Annotated in this window: 16 protein-coding genes; 5 read left to right on the top strand and 11 right to left on the bottom strand. The window is 58.9% G+C overall.

What is annotated here, in order from left to right:
• Positions 1-51: 51 nt before the first annotated feature.
• The 7 genes from IVB40_RS08650 to IVB40_RS08620 form a co-directional block, all read right to left on the bottom strand.
• Positions 52-1,875, bottom strand: coding sequence for an ATP-binding protein (locus tag IVB40_RS08650; RefSeq protein WP_247438642.1), 1,824 nt, complete (start codon positions 1,873-1,875; stop codon positions 52-54).
• Positions 1,876-1,984: 109 nt separating this feature from the next.
• Positions 1,985-2,338: a response regulator gene (locus tag IVB40_RS08645; RefSeq protein ID WP_247288360.1), complete on the bottom strand. Its 354-nt coding sequence runs from the start codon at positions 2,336-2,338 to the stop codon at positions 1,985-1,987.
• A gap of 178 nt (positions 2,339-2,516) precedes the next feature.
• A complete protein-coding gene (locus IVB40_RS08640; protein ID WP_247438643.1) occupies positions 2,517-2,885 on the bottom strand; it encodes an HdeA/HdeB family chaperone in 369 nt (122 codons plus the stop codon).
• 50 nt (positions 2,886-2,935) lie between these two features.
• The gene (locus IVB40_RS08635; protein ID WP_247438644.1) at positions 2,936-4,375 is read right to left on the bottom strand and encodes a DUF1254 domain-containing protein; all 1,440 of its coding nucleotides are present in this window, start codon (positions 4,373-4,375) and stop codon (positions 2,936-2,938) included.
• A 173-nt stretch (positions 4,376-4,548) separates the two neighbouring features.
• Positions 4,549-5,991, bottom strand: coding sequence for a DUF1254 domain-containing protein (locus IVB40_RS08630; protein WP_247438645.1), 1,443 nt, complete (start codon positions 5,989-5,991; stop codon positions 4,549-4,551).
• Between the two features lie 77 nt (positions 5,992-6,068).
• Positions 6,069-7,502, bottom strand: a complete 1,434-nt coding sequence (locus IVB40_RS08625) for a DUF1254 domain-containing protein (protein ID WP_247438646.1) — start codon at positions 7,500-7,502, stop codon at positions 6,069-6,071.
• Between the two features lie 114 nt (positions 7,503-7,616).
• Complete coding sequence (locus IVB40_RS08620) at positions 7,617-8,285, bottom strand: hypothetical protein (RefSeq protein WP_247818605.1); 669 nt, start codon at positions 8,283-8,285, stop codon at positions 7,617-7,619.
• A gap of 228 nt (positions 8,286-8,513) precedes the next feature.
• Here IVB40_RS08620 and IVB40_RS08615 point away from each other — a divergent pair, with 228 nt between their 5' ends.
• The 4 genes from IVB40_RS08615 to IVB40_RS08600 all read left to right on the top strand — a co-directional run bounded on the left by IVB40_RS08615 (position 8,514) and on the right by IVB40_RS08600 (position 12,328).
• Positions 8,514-9,623 carry a biotin/lipoyl-binding protein gene (locus IVB40_RS08615; protein ID WP_247438648.1) on the top strand — a complete coding sequence of 370 codons (1,110 nt, stop codon included), beginning with the start codon at positions 8,514-8,516 and terminating at the stop codon, positions 9,621-9,623.
• A gap of 223 nt (positions 9,624-9,846) precedes the next feature.
• Positions 9,847-10,494 (top strand): response regulator, encoded by a 648-nt coding sequence (locus IVB40_RS08610; RefSeq protein WP_247438649.1) that lies wholly within the window; start codon positions 9,847-9,849, stop codon positions 10,492-10,494.
• Positions 10,495-10,645: 151 nt separating this feature from the next.
• Positions 10,646-11,131, top strand: a complete 486-nt coding sequence (locus IVB40_RS08605) for a helix-turn-helix domain-containing protein (RefSeq protein ID WP_247438651.1) — start codon at positions 10,646-10,648, stop codon at positions 11,129-11,131.
• 123 nt (positions 11,132-11,254) lie between these two features.
• Entirely contained in the window at positions 11,255-12,328 is a 1,074-nt protein-coding gene (locus IVB40_RS08600) for a transporter (protein ID WP_247438653.1), read from the top strand.
• 15 nt (positions 12,329-12,343) lie between these two features.
• Here IVB40_RS08600 and IVB40_RS08595 read toward each other — a convergent pair whose 3' ends face one another.
• The gene (locus IVB40_RS08595) at positions 12,344-13,687 is read right to left on the bottom strand and encodes a TAXI family TRAP transporter solute-binding subunit (protein ID WP_247438665.1); all 1,344 of its coding nucleotides are present in this window, start codon (positions 13,685-13,687) and stop codon (positions 12,344-12,346) included.
• Positions 13,688-13,692: 5 nt separating this feature from the next.
• Positions 13,693-14,184, bottom strand: coding sequence for a DUF992 domain-containing protein (locus tag IVB40_RS08590; protein WP_247356815.1), 492 nt, complete (start codon positions 14,182-14,184; stop codon positions 13,693-13,695).
• 274 nt (positions 14,185-14,458) lie between these two features.
• Here IVB40_RS08590 and IVB40_RS08585 point away from each other — a divergent pair, with 274 nt between their 5' ends.
• A complete protein-coding gene (locus IVB40_RS08585) occupies positions 14,459-14,893 on the top strand; it encodes a DUF2721 domain-containing protein (protein ID WP_247438655.1) in 435 nt (144 codons plus the stop codon).
• 5 nt (positions 14,894-14,898) lie between these two features.
• Here IVB40_RS08585 and IVB40_RS08580 read toward each other — a convergent pair whose 3' ends face one another.
• Together IVB40_RS08580 and IVB40_RS08575 are read right to left on the bottom strand one after the other, a co-directional pair.
• Entirely contained in the window at positions 14,899-15,207 is a 309-nt protein-coding gene (locus IVB40_RS08580; RefSeq protein WP_247438657.1) for a hypothetical protein, read from the bottom strand.
• Between the two features lie 299 nt (positions 15,208-15,506).
• Positions 15,507-18,626, bottom strand: a complete 3,120-nt coding sequence (locus IVB40_RS08575) for a GAF domain-containing protein (protein ID WP_247818604.1) — start codon at positions 18,624-18,626, stop codon at positions 15,507-15,509.
• Positions 18,627-18,642 lie beyond the last annotated feature (16 nt).

The following is an 18,642-nucleotide window of genomic DNA, read 5'->3' as shown; positions in this document are numbered from 1 at the left end:
CCCCGACCCGCATCGCCAACTCTTTGGCAAGCCCGGCGGTGGCTCGCAAGCCTAGGCGGTTGCCACCGGAAGCCTGAAAGAGAACACCGCGCCCCGAGTGCGGTTCTCTGCCCACAGCTCGCCCCGGTAGCTTTCTAGTATCGTTCGTGCGATCGGCAGTCCCAATCCCGTCCCGTGCGGTTTCGTTGTTACAAACGCGTTAAAAATGCTTACCAGTTTCGGGTCGGGAATGCCGGGCCCGGTGTCGGATATCCGGACCTCGATCCGATCGGTATCAGCCAGCTTTGTCCGGATCGTCAGATTGTGCGGGCTGGGCACCTCTTCCATGGCATCCACGCCATTCATCACGAGGTTGATGATGACTTGCTGAAGATGAATCGAGTCGCACCGCACCCGCAGAGGCTCAGGCGCAAGAATGGTACGTAAAATCACCCCCCGCCTAGTCACTTCAGGAGATACGATTTTGACGACGTCGCGCACAGTGTCATTCAAATCGATCGTCCGAAGATCGGCTTCTGTTCTGTTGTTGAGCAAGTTTCGAAGGCCGCTAATGATCTCGCTCGCGCGTTGCTCATCCCTGACGATGTCGGATAGGATTTCGCCGAGCTGAGCCATATCCAGTGGATGCGCCTTGAGCAACATCTGCGCGGCCTCTGTGTTGCTCAAGATAGCTCCGAGCGGCTGATACAGCTCATGTGCGATCGAGGACGACAGAACATTTGCGGTCGTGACCCGATTCAGGCGAACGACTTCCTGGCGGCGACTTGTCGCCTCCGCTTGTGCAACAAGACGTCGCCGTCGCTCGACGAGCAGCAATGCAATGATGCCGCCCTGCAGCAAGATGGCGGCCATAACAGCCGTGAATTGCGGCCGATACTGCTCCCAGAGGCTGGGCACCCGAAAAACAACTTCGCTGCCTGGCGGCAATTGGCTTTCGCTGATGTTCCAACGCTTCAGCTCCCTCCAGTCATATCTGGGCGATGCAGCTGGAATCGCAGGCGTCTTGATGCTGCCCGGCGCCTCTCCCCTCAGAATGCGCACGGCAACGGCGGCGGTCTGGCGGCTGACGTCGGATATGTTCGTCATCCGACCGCCCACGATTCCTCGTCCGAAGAACGCGTCCTGTTCCGAAAAGATAGGTGCATTTGCGACCGCGCGGATACGATCTATGGCTCGCTTGCCCTCGTGCACGACGCCGGCTGCGTCCACAAGCATCTGCCCGTAGACGATGAAGCTCCGCGGTGGCAGCGTAGCCACCTGCTCGAGGATCTCTTCCAGCGATAGTTCATTGGAATAAGTGATCTCCATCCTGGTTGTCAGCGGCTGAAAACGCTTGCGCATCTCCTGCAGCCACAGCCTTTCGATCGGAGAACTTCCCATTACGATGAAGACTTTGGTCGTCTCCGGAACCAAATTCAGTATCTGGTCGAGAGTGCTTGATACATCGACAGATACCGAAACCATTGCATCGTTCGCCGGTGCGTTGGAAGACATCTGCTGCGCCAGAGCCGCGTATAAGGTGGGGATCGTAGGAAAAATTCGCTGACGGTTTTGCTGAAAGAATCGTGCCGCAGGACCGCCGATCGTCATGATCAGGTCGAGTTTTCGCTCGGAAAATATTGCATTCAGATAGCTGACAAAGGCGTCTTCATCCCCGTCCGGGAAGCGAGCCGTCGACAGCGAGACCTCGAAGATATCGATCGGATCCTTCGACTGAAGCCGCAACTCCTCTCGAATGTTTCGAGCGTAGTCGTCCCACGGCGAGAATTCGCGTCCGATTGAATGGACGATGAGCACCCGCTTTGGCTGAGAGAAAGCCGCACCCGTCATGGCCAGGAGCAGAACGATCGAACTGAACAATGTACGATTTTTCATGCGATAAAGCGGCCGGTAAAAAGGGAGTTACAATTGGCTCCGAAAACCAATCCTACTCGATTTTGCACACTACCTGTGCCTGTAATCGTTAAAGGACTCGATTTCGGCCTCAGGCAATCCTGCCGACCGCATCGATCAGTAGTTTTGATAGGAACGGCTTCTTCAGATACGCAATGCAGCCCGCGTCGAATGCCGCCTGCCGAGTGACCTCACTGTCGATCGCCGTCATCATAATGACGGGCAAATCCCTGCCTGATGCGATCAATTGCCGTTGTAGATCCATGCCGGAGATGCCGCCAAGTTGGATGTCCAGCAGCAAGCAATCCACCTCGCACTCGGCGTGGGCGTCCAAAAACAGCTCCGCCGATGCAAACGTCCGGACACGGAAGCCATGGGCTGATAAAAGCCGGGTCAGGCCTTGCAGCATACTCGGATTGTCGTCGACGACAGCTATGGTGCGCATGGCGAAACGATCATCGAGTGGTGGTAGACATCCACGCCGTAGAAACGCGATTCCCGACTACGGATCGCGATCCGGACTATTCCATCGCCGCCTTCGAAAGTCATCTGCATCGGCCCTCCTTAGGACGCTATGCACAATCCGCGCCCAGCGCAGGGCTGCCGAGGTCATTATGAAACCGCTAGGGCTTCATTTCGATCCCTAGCCTCGCCCGCATGTCCTTGAACACCACGGCGACCGCCTCAATGATCAATTCACCAGGGTTCGCCTTGCAATAAACGATGATCTCGTGCTCAGCCTCTTTTGATTTGACGATATCCATATAGTGCTTTCGAGCAAGTCCATTGTACCAGCCGCTGTACCAGGCTGTCAGGCGGTCGGCATCGCCTTGCCAGGTCCCGGCCAGCTGAGCGCATGTAAGCTTCTGTACATTGAGGAAGCCGTTGGCGTCGGCATAGGTGCTGAGATCGACCTGGGCGCGGGCAACGGGAATCGCCGTCGCAAATACTAGCGTTGCGAATATCAAGGCCCTGTACATCTTGCGCTCCATTCCATTCTCCTGCTGAGTTCGTCGCCGCATCGGCGGGCCTGGGCTAACGATCAAGCAATGATACCGGGCGGCGGCCATGTCCCCTTGCCAATCGGCAGAATGGAAGACGTTTCTGTTTTCGGCCAGTAGAGCCGCATCACGAGGTAGATCGGGCCGTCGGGCGCGGGCAGCCAGTTCGATTCCTTGTCCTTACCCGGCGACTTGCTCTGGATATAGAGCGTCAGCGACCCGTCCGCGCTCTTGTTCATGATGGGGAGCATCGGCGAATTGATCAGGTAGCGGCTGATCGGATTCTCGATTAACAGTTGGGTCTTGCCGTCGTACATCGTCACCGACCAGAAGGCATTAACCGGCGGCAATTGATCGGGCGGGAAGGTGAGCGTGTAGTTGTGCTTGGCACCGTCGAGGGTCTTGCCCTCAGCGTCGATGCGCGTAAGCGGATAGACCGCCTCCACGGAATCGTTGCCGTAAATGCCGGCCTTCGCGCCCGCCGCGCGCTTCAGCCAGTCGCCATTGACGAACGCTGCATCGCCAAAGAACGAGTGGACCTGCCATCCGTTGAGCGATACGCCACCCTTCGCGACGGCCTCGTCCACTTTCTGTTCACCTTGCTTCATGCCCACGAGAATCTCCGCCTTGTGCTCAAACGGGAGATCTTTGAAGCCGAAGGTCTTTCCAGGCCCGACACCAATGCGTGCGAGCTTTGCGCGGATGTCCTTCTCGTTCTCGAGTGCCGGCGCGAACTGCAGGCAGAAATCGAGATACTCAAAAAAGTTCGTTTTGGCGAGCTCCTTGTCGATCTTCGGAAAAGTCACAGCCGGAGTAGCGGGCGGAGCCGCCTGCTTCAGATAGCCTGAAAGTGGCTGCGCCTTATAGCCAGCTTGCACCTTCATCACGTTGTTGATGTCGCCCGCGTCGAAAAGCTGGGTGCGGAAGAGAACCAATGAAAACTGGGTCGTCGATTGAAACACTTTCTTGACTCCGGCAGGAGTTGCTCCCTTCCACTCCGGTCCGACCACCATGTAATCGCCAGCTTCGCTTCCAGTGGCGCGACTGCCGATATAGCCGTAGTTGAATGTGTTACCGTCTATGAGCTGGACAGCGTAGTAGCGTTTCGGGTCTACCGGGGGGACCGAAACCACGATCGGCTCCGCCCTCAGGTCCACCCACAAAATCGAATATGGCGTGTCGCTGTTCGGCGTGATGACGGCGGTATCTTTATAAGTAGCGACGTGGGATAAGTTGTTGATCTCGTTGAACGGCGCCTTGAACTGCCCCGAATTCCGGTCGACAGCAAATTCGTACATGGTGGCGTAGTTCATCATGATGGGCAGGCCGTAAATGAAGCCTTCTTCGGCAATGTCCTTGGCTTCTAATAGGCTGGGCCAATCGGCTTTGTCTTTCGCAACTGCCGACGTGTACTTAGCTGTCGTGGCGGCAAGCGCGGCGATCGCCGCAGTGGAGCGAAGTAAATGCCGTTTCGTCAACATTTTCCATGCTCCTCAACATTTAATGCAGTTATCGAACCGCCCTGCATTCGTGCAATTCTCGTCGACAGCCGCGCAAGAGTAAGGCTGCCGATCCCAATTGCGTATGGCGATGCTTCGAGCCCTTCGCAGTCCGAGCTGCGCGGCGACGGATCCGGCAGCCGGGTCGGGGATAATTATTGCGCCGCTTGGATACCGGGCGGCTTCCAAGTGCCTTCCCCCGGGGGCAGGATCGAAGGTGGTTCGGTCTTCGGCCAGTACAACCGCATCACCAGATAGATCGTGTCATTCGGAGCGGGCAGCCAATTGGCCTCTTTGTCCGCGCCCGGCGACTTATTCTGGATGTAAAGCGTCAGCGATCCATCCGGATTCTTTTTCATATTCGGCAGCATCGGCGAGTTGATCAGATAGCGGTTAATCGGGTTTTCGATTAGAAGCTGCGACTTTCCGTCGTACATAGTGAGCGACCAGAAGGCATTCACCGGCGGCTGCTGCCCTGCCGGGAACGTGAGGGTGTAGTTGCCCTTGCTGCCATCGAGCGTCCGACCATCGCTGTCGATGCGCGTGTACGGATAGGTCGCCTCCGCCGGGTCATTGCCATAAATGCCGGCCTGAGCGGCGACGGCACGCTTCAACCAGTCGCCATTGTAGTGGGCGCTATTGCCTGGAAGACCGCTAACCCGCCAGCCATTGATCGCCTTGCCGGCATTGGCGACGGCCTCGTCGATTTTCCGCTGGCCCTCCTTCATGCCGAGGCCAAGCTCGATCTTATGCTCCAGTGGCAGGTCCTTGAAACTGAAGGTTCTCCCTGGACCAATGCCGATGCGCGCGAGCCGAGCGCGGATCTCCATCTCCTTGGCCTCCGGCGGTGCGAACTGCAGCGCAAAATCGAGATACTCGAAGAAGTTGGTCTTCACGAGTTCCTTGTCGATCTTCGGAAAGTCGACGGTTGGCGCGGCCCCTGGCGGCGTCTGCTTCAAATAGGCCGAAAGCATCTGCACCTTGTAACCAGCCTGCACCTTCTTGACGTTGTCCAGATCATCCGGGCCAAAAAGCTGGGTGCGATACCCCGCGAGGGAAAACTGTGTACTCGAACGGAACACCTGCTTAATGCCGGCCGGGGTGTCACCCTTCCAGTCGGGCCCGACCACCATGTAGTCGCCAGCTTCGCTCCCAGTGGCTCGTGTACCGACATAACCGTAATTGTAGGTATTGCCGTCGCAGAGCATGATCGAGTAGTAGCGCTTCGGGTCGTTCGCCGGCACCGACAGCACCACCGGCTCCGCCCGCAAATCCAGCCACACGAAGGAATACGGCGTGTCGCTGTTCGGCGTGACGATTGCTGTGTCCTTGTAAGTGTAAACGTTGGGTTCGTTCTTGATCTGGTTGAACGGTGCCTTGAACTGCCCCGAATTGCGATCTATCGCGTACTCGTACATGATGGCGTAGTTCATGACGATTGGCAGGCCATAGATGAAGCCTTGCTCGGCGATATCCTTGGCCTCTAACAGCCTGGGCCAATCGGCTTTGTTCTGCGCAATTGCTGACGTGGACTTTGCCGTTGTAGCGACGAGCGCAGTCATCGCAGCAGAGCAAAGCAGATCGCGTTTAGTCAACATAGTGCTGACTCCTCTTTAGGGACGATTGTGTTTGCGCGGTCCGACGCCGGTGTCGAAAGCCGGCGCTGGTTTATGGTTTAGACTGCAACCTTCGCTACTGGCGGAATCTTCCACGATCCATTGATGATCGAGGGGTTCTTCTCGCGCGGCCAATACAGACGCAGCATCAGGATGAAATCGCCGGGAGGCGACGGCAGCCAGTTGGATTCCTTGTCTTTGCCGGGTGTGTCCTTCTGGATGTAGAGGTCAACCGAACCGTCCGGGTTCGACTTGAGCTTCTCGCGCGCGCTGATCGAATAACGGTTGAGCGGGTTGTTGACGAAGAAATAGCCGGAGTCATACATCGTGAGGGACCAAAATCCCTCCGCCGGGGGCAACTGGCCCCTGGCGAAACGCATCACGTATTTGTTGGCGCCATTGTATTTGCGGCCCTCAGCATCCTTTTGCGAGGTCGGATAGACCGCGTCTTCTGGCCGATTGGCGCCAAGCCCGATCGCGGTGACGAGCGCGCGCATCAGGTAATCGGTTCCGTAGATGCCGGTCTTGGTTGTGAACGCCCAGCCGTTCTCGTCCGTAATAGCCTTGTTGATTTTGAACTGCAGCATGATCCGGTCGAAGGCGACTTCGGGCACCCGCTTGACGAAATCCGCCTTGAGCTTACTGGTGTCGAAATCCTCGCCGGGAACGATACCAATTTTGGCGAATTTCGCCAGCTGCGGCGCATCAGCCGCCGACGCCGGATTGTCCTTCATCAGCTTGCACAACAGCGTGAAGTACGCCACCGCATCCATGCGGTTGACCTGCTCGCGCACCGCCGTCTTCATGTCAATCGATGGATCGACGGTCCCCGGAGGTGGTGTGTAGGGCTGGCCGTATGCGCTCAACGGCACCAGCTTGAACTCATCCTGCAGCTTGTGCACCTCGGCGTAATCTTGCGGCGTGCCGGTGCAGTAGATGCGCCCAAGCAGCCAAACGATGGCGGTGGGCGACTTGTATTCCTTGACTCCCGAGGGCAGCGAGCCCTTCCAGCCAGGGCCGGTGATTGCGCAGGTCTGCGCGCCAGTCCCGGTGGTGCGCTTGCCTGGGACCTGGAAGACACTGGTCCAGCCATCCAGCATCGGCAGCAAGAAATAACGACCCTTCATGTCGGGAATGCTGAGCACCCACGGCTCCTTGCCGACATCGAAGAAAGATGTCGTATAGAGCGTGTCGGCATTCGGCGCGGTAACGTCGCGAAACGATGCATCGGGATATTGCCGCAGCTTGATGATCTGGCCCATCGGCCCGCGCGTTCCAACCGGAGACGCGACGTTGGTGATGACGCGCCGCGTCATCTCCATGGTCACCAGCGGATAGCCAAAGATGTAGGCATCGGTGGCGAGCAGGAAATCCTCGACGCCCTCCTCGATTCCGAGGAACGAACCTAGTTCGGCACGGCTGATGGTGCTTGCGGAAGCGCCGGCCAGTAGGCTGATGCCGCCCAAGGTGAGATTTCGTCGAGTGATGTTCATTGAAAATTCCCGTTCAATCGGATTCGTTTGGTTCACTTCAAAAATGCGCTGACGATTCCCCGATCGAGACGCCGTGCAAACGGGGAAGCGGTGCCTCCCCGCCTTTCGCAGGTCTCAATAACAGGGCGGATAGGGATAGTAGCCGCACGCCGGACGGGGATACGCGTATGGATGGTAGTACGCAGCCGCTCCATAAGCAGCCGCCCCGGCAGCGCCGGCATACATCGCGCCCCTGAACGCCGTGCGGCGGGCAACGCCGGCAAACGACATCGGCGTGAACGGCCGGCCTATGATATCGATGAAGAGCGCGGCCGCACCGTCGGCCCCGGCCAGATCGCCCTCAAGGACCTGGACGTTGAAGGTGAGCTTGTCGCCCTCAAGCTTCGGATTTTTCAGCACTACAACAGCGTCCTTCACCGAGCCGTCCTTGCCGAGTACCGACACGGTCGCGTTCGGCGGGTTTTTGGCAAAGCTGTCGTCGCCGGATCCCCACTCTGCGATTACGTCGGCGGTTGGCTGGTGACCCGCGGCGCGCACCGGCCGGTCCGCGAAGATGATGGAGTTCGGCGTTACTCCCGTCATGGTCAGGGCGTCGCCCTGCAGGGTAGCACCGCGCGAATTGAGCACGAACAGCGACGGCACGAGCTCGGACTTGGCTTGCCCTGAAGCCGCACCGATTGTCTTCAAGGGGGCCGGAGCTGTCTGTCCGAAGGCCGCAATGGGACCAATCAATGCCGAAATCACCAACATTCCCGCAATTTGTGCCAGCCTTGTGCGCTTCATGTCTGCCTCTTCTGTTGTGAATGGGATGACCACGCCTCGGATGATCACGCTCGCTCACAAGTATGAGGAGGCTTCGCGCGATCGGCTATGCAAAAACCGGCAGCGTAAAGAATTTGCTGAAATCATCCAAAAATGAACAGCGACCGGTACGAGCCGATTTTGCATAGCGCGTCCCGGCGCACACCCGGCAAATGAGCAGTTGACGCCACCAAACGAGAGGGGCCGCCCGTGGTTATTATCTTGTGCCTTTATGTGCTCGCGATGTGGGTGATATTTTCCAAGCTGAAGCTGGTCCGTTGGGGCTGGCTATCGGGGACTATTTCGATCCTGATCGGCGCATTCATACTCGCGACATTTCTTGCGCTGTTCAATCATTTAACGCCATCAGGGAAGGTCACCGTCACGGGCCGGGTGATCGAAGTGACACCTAACGTCACCGGCCAGGTGATCGCAATTCCGGTGAAGCCGAACATAGCCGTGAATTCAGGTGATGTTCTGTTTCAACTCGATCCGGCGCCATTCCAATATAAAGTGGCGCAACTGCAAGCGTCGTTAGCCGCAGCCAAACAGCAAACACAAATATTGAAAGCAAATTACGATCAGGCGACCGCAAACGTTGCCGGCCTCGAGGCCCAATACAAGTACAATGCGAAGCGCCTTCAAGACATCCAGAAACTGTATGCCAGCGGATCCAACACCGAGTTCAAAGAGCAGGACACTCAGGTGCAGTTCGAGACGGTAGGGGCACAACTCAACGTCGCCAGGGCAACCCAGCAAAGTGCCAAATTGGCTCTCGATTCGCAGATTGGCGGGGTCAACACGACGGTTGCGCAAATGCAGGCGCAATTGGAGAGCGCCTTTTGGGAGTTGGCGCAAACAACGATCCGCGCGCCTGCCGACGGCTTCGCGACGGCGGTGGCCCTGACGGTGGGCGATCGCGCCTTCCAATTGCGGTCAGCCATGTCGTTCATCGTGGAGAATGAAATTACAATTGTCGGGATGTTTGCGCAGAACGGATTTCAGACCATAAAGGCCGGCGCACCCGTCAATATCGTCTTCGACAATGATCCAGGCCGCATTTATCACGCCAAAATCACTGGAATTCCAAAGGGAATAGGTCAGGGACAGATTGCCGCATCGGGGACGTTGGCGCGGACCAACGCGATTGGCGGCGCGTCCGGTTTTCCGGCCGTGATCTCTATTCCGGATGAACTGAGCGGCGGGTCGCTCAGGCTGGGCATGTCCGGAAACGCAACTGCATTTGCCCCAAATGCGGGGGTTATTGGGATGCTCGCCTCCATTCTGGTTTGGGTGAGCTCATATACGGCATACCTGTAACGCCCTCTGGATTGTACAAATTCATATCGGGCCAGCCGGTCCGGCTTGCATATTGCATACATACACGCTCCGCGTTGACCGCCGGGGCGCCACCGCTTAATCTCGCATCTCCGGTGTTTTGCTCTACCGCAGGCTCGGCCGACGCTTCGGTGCACGCAGCGGATCACATGCGGAATTTATTCGGGCCTCGGCCGGCGGGTCGCGACGAGGGCGAGAAATTGGAATGACGGGCGCGCCCGTAGTTTACATCGTGGACGACGACGCATCGTTTCGCCCCGCGATCTCCCGCGTGCTGAAGGCTTCGGGCTATGCCGTGGTCGACTTTGATTCGGCGGCTGCCTTTTTGCAGAGCATCCACGACGCCAAACCGGGCTGCCTTCTGCTCGACGTGCAAATGCCTACGATCGGCGGCCTGGAGCTTCAGCAGGAGCTCGCCAAGCTATCGCATCAGTGGCCCATCATCTTCATGACCGCTCACGGCGATATTCCTATGAGCGTTCGCGCGATCAAGGCGGGTGCAGAAGACTTTCTGTCCAAGCCCATTCCCAGGCAGACGCTGTTGGCAGCGATCGAGCGCGCGCTGTTACGCCTTCACGAAGCTCAGCAGAATCTTGGCCGGCTCGATGCACTAAAAACGCTAGTCGCGAAACTAACTCCCCGCGAGAACGAAGTTTTTGCGTTGATGGTGCGCGGCAAGATGAACAAGCAGATTGCGCATTCTCTGGGTACTTCCGAGCGAACCATCAAGTACCATCGACAAATGATCATGCAGAAGCTTGAAGTCGGTTCTTTTGCGGAGGCAGTCTCGGTGGCGGAGCGAACAGGAATCCTGGCGCCCCGGCCCTTGCCCGACGTCGAGAGCGCCTCATAGCTCGTCGCCGCGAGGGCCCCGGCCGCGCCTCGCTGAAGGCCGATCAACTAAAGGTTTTGCCCTCAGGTACAGTAGCGCACTGTCGCTCATGATGCTGAGTTGCCCCTGAAGTCCGGCGCTTTCACCGCGATCACAGAATCCGGGGCATTAGATGACAATTCGCTATTTGCCATCACCTCCTACAGACGTTTCCAGCGGATGGACGATCAGAACCTGGCACGATCTCGTGGTCGAAGCCGAGGCGATCGCTCTTGCAGAGCTGGATTCACCGCTGGCCATTTCGGCTCTCTGCGGCGCCCTTGCCGTCAGCGAGCGCACGCTGCGCAAGGCCTTTCACAATGTTCACGGTGTGCCCCCTTGTCGTCACCTGCGCATGCAGAGGCTGCTGCAGGCAAGGCGCGCACTGTTGTCCTCTGACAGCAACCTCACAACCGTCACAGAGGTTGCGACCTGCTATGGTTTTGCAGAATTGGGCCGGTTCTCGGTTGAATATCGCCGCATTTTTGGAGAAAGCCCTTCGGAGACTCTGCAGCGGACGTCGCAAGCCGAAGCCAGTAAGTCGCCTCAAGCGCCGAAAGACTCAACATCACCGCGACGATATCGGCCCGTAGTAGTGGCACACCCCGCATTCAACTAGCGTATCCGAAGTGGCATTCCGGCAACAACGGCGACGAAACTCTGCACCGCGTCGAATCTGCATAGCCGCGCCATGTGGTTTTCTCGCTACGCTGACCCGAAGTTGACTTTGAGGGGCAAATAGATGACGCGCGAACAATCTCAGCAAACCCCAAGCTTGCGTCCTTGGAATACCAGCGCAGCCATAGTGATAACACTGCTGGCTGCCCTTCCGAGCGTGTCCCGCGCCGACGAAGGCGGCGTTTCGTACTGGCTGCCTGGCCGGTTTGGCAGCCTCGCAGCCGCTCCCGCCGTACCTGGCTGGTCGATGGCTGCGGTCTACTATCACACCACTGTCGAGGCTTCTGGGGCGGTGGCTGCGGCCAGGCAAATTCAGATCGGCAGGATCCCAGCCAACGTCGCTGTCAGCCTGAACGCAAATCTGAATGCGCAGGGCGACCTCATTCTGCTCAATCCGACCTATACCTTCGGAACGCCGGTGCTCGGCGGACAGCTGGCGATAGGCGTCACCGGCCTGTTCGGGCGCTCGAGCGCCAGTGTCGACGGCACGCTGACGGCAGCCGTCGGCCCGCTGGCGGTGACCCGAACCGGCTTCATCGAGGATTCAATCACGTCGGTGGGCGACCTGTATCCGCAGGCAACGCTGAAGTGGAATGCCGGCGTGCACAACTTCATGACCTATCTGACGGGTGACATCCCCGTCGGTGCCTACAGCTCAACCCGCCTTGCCAATCTCGGCATCGGCCATGCCGCCATCGATGCCGGCGGCGGCTATACCTATTTTAACCCGGCGGCGGGCCAGGAGTTTTCGGCGGTCGCGGGCTTTACCTACAATCTGAAAAACGACGCCACTAACTACCAGAACGGTGTCGACTTCCATGTCGATTGGGGAATGTCGCAATTTCTCTCTAAGCAGTTTTTCGTCGGGCTTGTCGGATATGGGTACCAGCAGATCACCGACGATTTCGGCCAGCATCCGATCCTCGGAGGTTTTCGATCGCGCGTACTTGGTATCGGCCCCCAAGCCGGGATCCTGTTTCCCGTCGGCGACATGCAAGGATACCTGAACCTGAAAGCCTACGGTGAGTTCGCGGCGGAGAACCGGCCATCAGGCTGGAATACCTGGCTGACGTTTTCGGTCTCGCCGATGGCGCCGACCAGCACCGTGACGGCGACGAAGCACCGGATCGTGAAGTGACGCGATAGACCGATATTACTGTTGGGTGGCCCCTGTCGGGGAGACCGCCGTCGAACGGACCAGCATCCGACGGTGGCTCATCAGATAGTGTAGCCTGTGGGCCGCAAGTCCCAGCGCAGCCATCTCGGCGCTGTCGGCGTTTTCGCCGGCGTTCTTCGTAAGCTCCTTCTTCAGGATATCGTCGATACTTTTTTCGATATCCTCGAGTTCGGCGTCGCTTTTCGCATTCCTGATCTCGTTGCCAAGCTCGTAGAGGGGCTCCAGCATGCTCTCGGACCCGGTGCCGGATCGGGCGAAGCGCCAGGCCGCCACGAGGATGGAGATCAGCGTGCCCAGCAGCAGCGAAGCGTAATAGAGCTTGTCATCATACTTATCGAGAAAACTCTGCTGACTGCCGTTGTAATAGGTTGCGGCGCCCGGATGGATCGGAATCAGCGCGTCCGCATCCGTGCTCGGTGCTGCGGCTTGGCCCAATATTGGAAATTGCGACAGTAGGTCCCGTTTCGCATCGACCAGCGACTGCGTCAGATCGGTGATCGCATCGGCATTGACTGACTTGTTGGCGACGAGAACGTAGGAAACTCGTAACGACGTCAGGTCATCGGAAGGGATCGGAGGTGCGCCCCGTAAGGTGCCCTTCGGGATGTCATAGCTCTCGTAGTACTGCGCAACGTTGGCGACCGCGCCGGCCGCTTCGATCTCGATCAGCTTTGCGGCCGAACCTTTGGCGCGCTCCTGCTGAAACAATTGCCTCGCCTTCGCGAGGTATCCTTCCGTCAGCGGAATAACCGTCAGCAAGGCGTGAACTTTTCCCGACGCGAGCGCACCTGCGGCGTCGTTGAGGCTAACATCTTGAAAACTGACCCTGGCGCCGTCGAATTGATAGACCTGCTTCAGCGCCTCGACTACCGGCCGGTTGATCGCTCCGCCGACGACGCCGATAGCCGTGTTGCGGAGATCGCCCAGACTGTCGGCGCTTGCAGCTGATGGGGCCATCATCAAGACCACGCCGTGGGTCAGGAGCAACACGCTTCTTGCGTCAGCCAAACCGCTTGTGTCGCCGCGGACAACGGCGAGGTCCACCTTCTGCCCAGCCAGCATTTCGGCAGCCCTTACCGATGTAGCGGCATCGCTGACCTTCAACCGAACATGCGAGTTCGATGCCGTCAGGCGCGCGGAGATCGCCGAGATCAGCGCCAGCGCCTCGCCATCCGCCGACCCGGCGGCCACCGTAAGCACAACGGGCTTGGCGAAATAGTGATACGCGAACCATCCACCGCCGATCGCCGCGGCTGTCGCTGCTCCGACAATCGATGCCCTGAGCCATCGCGGCCACAGGTTGATCGCTGGACTCGCCATCGGCTTCAAGGCGCCAAAGCCAGCGTGAGCCCCGAGACCCCCAGCGATACGTTCAAACCCGCCTGCCCCTCCACCGACAACGGTTGCAAAGCAATCGTTCGATTAGAGCCGCCAAAGAGGACGTTGGCTCCGATACCTACCCCCACGGTAATGTCGCCACTGGCCCCCACATACTCACCAGCCAACGCCCCGATCGGCGCTCCTTGGCTAGGAGCAAACACGCCCCATGCCATCACTCCACCTGCGCTGATTCCGAGTTCGAGCCCGACCGTATTCATCGCGCCATTGTAGTCCTGAGGCGGATATCCCCCGTTGGGCACATACCTACAACTCATCCGCTGGCTTTCCGCAATAATTAGTCCAATGCTCGGAGCAAGGTTACAGGTCAACATCCCCGCCTGGACGCCCGGTGGCGGCTGCTGGGCCGACGCAAACGCGGGAGCAAGAAGTATCGTGGCGGCAAGGCTCATTACGCGGAGGAAATGGTAGCTGAGCATGATGGATCACTCCCTGGGAGGCTCACAGCGCTGGCTTTACAGATGACCCCGCTCGGGCCGATGTCCGCGAGTAGCTATACGAGGCGGCCCAGTCATCCGCCTATGCGATATCCGACCATCATCGACGTGCGCCGCTGATAATTTGCCCTCCGATCCAAGGCTCGATGCAGACCGCGCCGATTTTGCATAGTCGATCCGTGGATGGTGCGTTACGTGACGGGAGTAAGTCGGGGGCCTATACGCTCGGGCCTGTCCATGAACGGGGTGTCCGCCAATGTTGACAGATACGCCCTCCGTAACCCAGCTATCTCACGTCATATCGCAGTCAGCGGCCCCGGCCTTCCTGCTGGGCGCACTGGGGGCCTTCATCGCTATCCTGATCTCCCGCCTGAACCGGATCGTTGACCGGACGGTAATCCTCAATGGGATCCCCGATGACGATACAGCCCGGTCCCGGCTCAAGGCCGATCTGCCACGTCTGATGCAGCGCGCGGCGATGATGAATCGGGCGATCTTCTGGGCCGTGATCGCAAGTATCTCAGTGACGCTTCTCGTGATCGTCGCTTTTGTAACGGCGTTCTTTCAGCTGCAGCACGAGCGCGGCGTCGCCCTCTTTTTTGTTGTTTCGCTCGCCGCGTTTACAGTCGCGCTGGTCGACTTCGCTCGTGAAGTCCGGATTGCGCTGAGTGAATATGATCACTACGGCTGAGGTCGCTAGCGCAGCCACTGCCCCATTTGCAGGCAGGTCAGCAAGCTGACGTAACTCGGCGTCCCACCAATGCTCTCTTGCGGCACACAGTTTGCCCGGCTCGACGCGGGGAATTTCGACCACCCGCTGGCGAGCTGTTGCTTAGCTTTGTGTTCGTCACTGATACAGCTTTTTAGCGGCTGACCAACGGAGAGGCCGGTGGCGGCGGCGATGTCGAGCTTGCAGCTCCGCGCGATGTCGAAACTTGGCACACCGTCAGCAACTGGCATGACCAGCTGCGAGCTGAGGACGATCATTGAAACGGAGATGGGCATCTCTTTTCCTCCTGGTTTTTGGCTCAAGGGCGACGACGCAGCACCTTCCCAATATTGTCCATCTAAGCATGGCCTCGTCTATGCAAATTCGGCCATAGGAGGACGTCTCCCTGAAGCGGGAGCTAGGCTGGCCCCGTTTGAGTCAAATGCGTCGGTGCACACCTGTACCTGTCACTTCCGGTCCACCCCGAACAGCGGACACAATGAACCCAGCGCAGTTGGTCCGGAACGGGCGAGGAACGGACACCAGCGCGCTGCATGTGAGATGTCGGCCTATTAGTCTCGACGCGCGCTCTACCTCATCCAGCATCCAAGACATCCCGGACGCGAGCCGCCAGACTTTCGAACGTGAACGGTTTGCTGATGAGTTGTACCCCAGCGTCGAGACGACCATGGTGAACGATAGCATTACGAGAATAGCCTGTCGTGAACAGCACCTTGAGACCGGGTCTCAGCTGCCCAGCCAAGTCCGCCAGCTCCCGCCCGCTTCTCCCGGGCAGGACGACATCGGTAAACAGTAGATCTATCCGGTCCGGCCTTCGCAGGATGCTGAGAGCGGCCTCCGGATCTTGGGCTTCCAGGACGCTATAACCCATCTCAGCTAGCACCGAGACGCTATAGGCGCGCACGTCGTCGTTGTCCTCGACGACTAGGATCACCTCCTCCGAATGGCCGCGTGGCGCGAGAGCCGCTTGAATTTCTGTGCCCGACTCAGCCTCGCCCCGATAGCGGGGGAAGTACATTTTGACGCTCGTGCCCGTACCGGGTTCGCTGTAGATGGCGACGTGGCCGCCCGACTGTTTGACAAAACCATAGACCATGGAGAGACCAAGGCCGGTACCCTTGCCGACCTCCTTGGTGGTGAAGAAGGGCTCGAACACCCGGCCCAACGTCTCTCTATCCATGCCGCTGCCAGTATCGCTCACCGACACCATGACGTATTGACCCGGGACCACTTCCGCCTCGGTGGCGGCGTATTGCTCGTCAAGGAAAACATTGGCTGTCTCAATCGTTAGCCGCCCGCCCTGTGGCATCGCGTCTCGGGAATTGATGCCAAGGTTCAGGATCGCGCTCTCGACCTGGTTTGGATCCACATCGACGGTCCACAGCCGCGGGGCGAGCACTCCTTCAAGTTCGATGGTCTCGCCGAGGGTGCGATGAAACAGATCCGTCATATTGCGAATGATCAAGTTGAGATCGGAAGGTTGCGGGGTCAGTGGCTGGCGTCTCGAAAAAGCTAGTAGCCGGGCCGTGAGGCTCGCTGCGCGTTGTGCCCCCTGCAATGACATTTCTGCAGCGCGGCGAACGCGGGTTTCATCGCCAGGCTTACTGCGCCGAATCGTATCCAGGCCGCCGATTATGATAGTGAGGAGATTGTTGAAGTCGTGAGCGACGCCGCCAGTGAGTTGACCGACCGCTTCCATCTTTTGCGCCTGACGAAGGGCGTCTTCAGCTTTTCCGCGTTGCGCCATCTCTTCAGCAACCCGTTCTTCAAGTGTCGCGTTCAGCTGCTGCAACATCTCCTCAGCCGATTTTCGCTGCGCTATCTCTCTCTGGGAGGCTTGGAACAACCGGGCATTATCGATGGCAACGCTTGCTTGGCCGGCGAGGCCGGTCATGAGTTCTTCAGAGCGGGCGTTAAAGACGCCCGGCTCAGGATGACCGAAAAACAGCCCCCCCAGCACCTCGCCGGAACGCGAGCGAACGGGAACGGCGAGATAGCTCCTCACAGGCAAATGACCATCTGGCATGCCTTTGCGGGGCGCGTTATGGCCGTAGCGGGGGTCCTTCAAAATGTCGTCCGATCGCACCGTTCCTTCGCCGTTAAATGTCGGCGCGAAGATGGCCGTGTTGCGCGGCATCGGGAACTTGGAAAAGGCCTCTCTCGGCGCGCCGGATAGGGTGTAGAGCGTATAGCTTTCACCAGTTTCGTTGAGAACATTGTAGAAGAAGGCGCCGAAGCTAGCTCCGGTGAGTTCAACGCCGGCGTCTGTTACGGTCTGAACGACCTCGGCCAAATCGAGATTCGCCGCAACCAGCGCGCCGGCGCGATTGAGGATCTGAAGCGCTCGGGTTTCCGCCCGCAGTTCATTCTCCGTCCGGCGAAGGGCCTGCTCGGCTGCTTTCCGCGCCGTGATGTCTATGGCCGTTCCGATCGCGCGAACGCAGCGCTCGCCCTCGAACAGACCTTTGCCCTTGGCGGCGACCCACCGAGTGATCCCATCCTCCTTGCCGATCGTCCGGTATTCGACATCGTAGGTGGCGCGGCGCTGAGGATCGAGGGCGGAAGCAAAAGCAGCGCTGGTAGCTTCGAGATCCTCAGGATGCAGCCCACCATAGAAGTCCGCCATGCTACATGGCATTCCGGGCGAGATTCCAAACATCGCCTTGGTGCGGTCGCACCAGGTCAGATGCTCGGAGGTAAGGTCGAGGTCCCAGATTCCGACGTCCGCGGCCGAGGTCGCCAGCCGAATGGATTCCTCGTTGAAGGCGAGCTGCGCCTGACCCTGGATCTGCTTGGTGACATCGTGTCCTTCGGCGAAGATGCCAGTTATCTCACCATTTTCATCGAAAATTGGTTGGTAGATGAAGTCGAGGTAGCGGCGCTCTAACGGGCCGCTTGGTTCGCGCTGGAGGTCGATGGCTGCCGCAGTCGAAACGTAGGGCGCACCAGTCGTATAGGCAGTGTCCAAGGCTTCAAAGAAACCTTGCCCTTCCAATTCGGGGAACGCGCTGCGAACAGGCCGACCCAGGATGTCGCGATCCCCGATCAGGCGAAAGTAGCTCTGATTGCAAAGTTCGAAAATGTGCTCGGGACCCCGCATGACCGCCATGAAACCAGGAGCCTGCTCGAATAGCCGCTGCAGTTTGTCCCGTTCGCTTCCGAGCTTGCGGTTAAGAACGTTCACTGCGTGACGCTCGCGGTTGAGCGCGTCGGTCTCCGTCCGAAGCGCGCGTTCTGCGCGTGCCCTCTGCAATGCGATCGCGACCTGATTGGCGGCCATCGTGAGCGCCAAGTGCTCCGCCTGGCTTGGAAAGCTTCGCCGCGCCGACACTGCGTCTAGGCGGCCGGCGCCGGTTAGTCCGATAGCGGTGCAGAATGCGCGGAGCCCGCCGTGGGGGCTAAGATCGCAGGACGCCCCCGCGCCTGGCGCGGGAAAGGTGGCCTGCAGGAGCTCCGCTAACCCATTGTCCGGCAGCCGATTGACTTCCAGGGTTTTGCCCGGCTCAGTGGCAAAAGAGACGCGCACGCCGTTTAAATCAAGCACCCGCATGAGAGCATCGGCGAGGCTGGCGCCTATTCGTTCCTCATCCGCGTTGACCCACATTGCCGGAAGCGAAGATAGCGCCGCCATATCGCTAAGTGCGCGGCGCAAAGCCTGCAGCTCGCGGTCGTCGACCTGGTCGACCTTGTTCAATGTCGTGCCCCCAGGA

It is taken from the genome of Bradyrhizobium sp. 40 (assembly GCF_023100925.1).
In the GTDB taxonomy this organism is placed as follows: domain Bacteria; phylum Pseudomonadota; class Alphaproteobacteria; order Rhizobiales; family Xanthobacteraceae; genus Bradyrhizobium.
This window is presented reverse-complemented; position numbering and strand designations above follow the sequence as displayed.

Coding starts and splice junctions, on each gene's coding strand:
- IVB40_RS08650 (WP_247438642.1), bottom strand. CDS start 1,875: ATGAAAAATCGTACATTGTTCAGTTCGATCGTTCTGCTCCTGGCCATG.
- IVB40_RS08645 (WP_247288360.1), bottom strand. CDS start 2,338: ATGCGCACCATAGCTGTCGTCGACGACAATCCGAGTATGCTGCAAGGC.
- IVB40_RS08640 (WP_247438643.1), bottom strand. CDS start 2,885: ATGGAGCGCAAGATGTACAGGGCCTTGATATTCGCAACGCTAGTATTT.
- IVB40_RS08635 (WP_247438644.1), bottom strand. CDS start 4,375: ATGTTGACGAAACGGCATTTACTTCGCTCCACTGCGGCGATCGCCGCG.
- IVB40_RS08630 (WP_247438645.1), bottom strand. CDS start 5,991: ATGTTGACTAAACGCGATCTGCTTTGCTCTGCTGCGATGACTGCGCTC.
- IVB40_RS08625 (WP_247438646.1), bottom strand. CDS start 7,502: ATGAACATCACTCGACGAAATCTCACCTTGGGCGGCATCAGCCTACTG.
- IVB40_RS08620 (WP_247818605.1), bottom strand. CDS start 8,285: ATGAAGCGCACAAGGCTGGCACAAATTGCGGGAATGTTGGTGATTTCG.
- IVB40_RS08610 (WP_247438649.1), top strand. CDS start 9,847: ATGACGGGCGCGCCCGTAGTTTACATCGTGGACGACGACGCATCGTTT.
- IVB40_RS08605 (WP_247438651.1), top strand. CDS start 10,646: ATGACAATTCGCTATTTGCCATCACCTCCTACAGACGTTTCCAGCGGA.
- IVB40_RS08600 (WP_247438653.1), top strand. CDS start 11,255: ATGACGCGCGAACAATCTCAGCAAACCCCAAGCTTGCGTCCTTGGAAT.
- IVB40_RS08595 (WP_247438665.1), bottom strand. CDS start 13,687: ATGGCGAGTCCAGCGATCAACCTGTGGCCGCGATGGCTCAGGGCATCG.
- IVB40_RS08590 (WP_247356815.1), bottom strand. CDS start 14,184: ATGCTCAGCTACCATTTCCTCCGCGTAATGAGCCTTGCCGCCACGATA.
- IVB40_RS08585 (WP_247438655.1), top strand. CDS start 14,459: ATGTTGACAGATACGCCCTCCGTAACCCAGCTATCTCACGTCATATCG.
- IVB40_RS08580 (WP_247438657.1), bottom strand. CDS start 15,207: ATGCCCATCTCCGTTTCAATGATCGTCCTCAGCTCGCAGCTGGTCATG.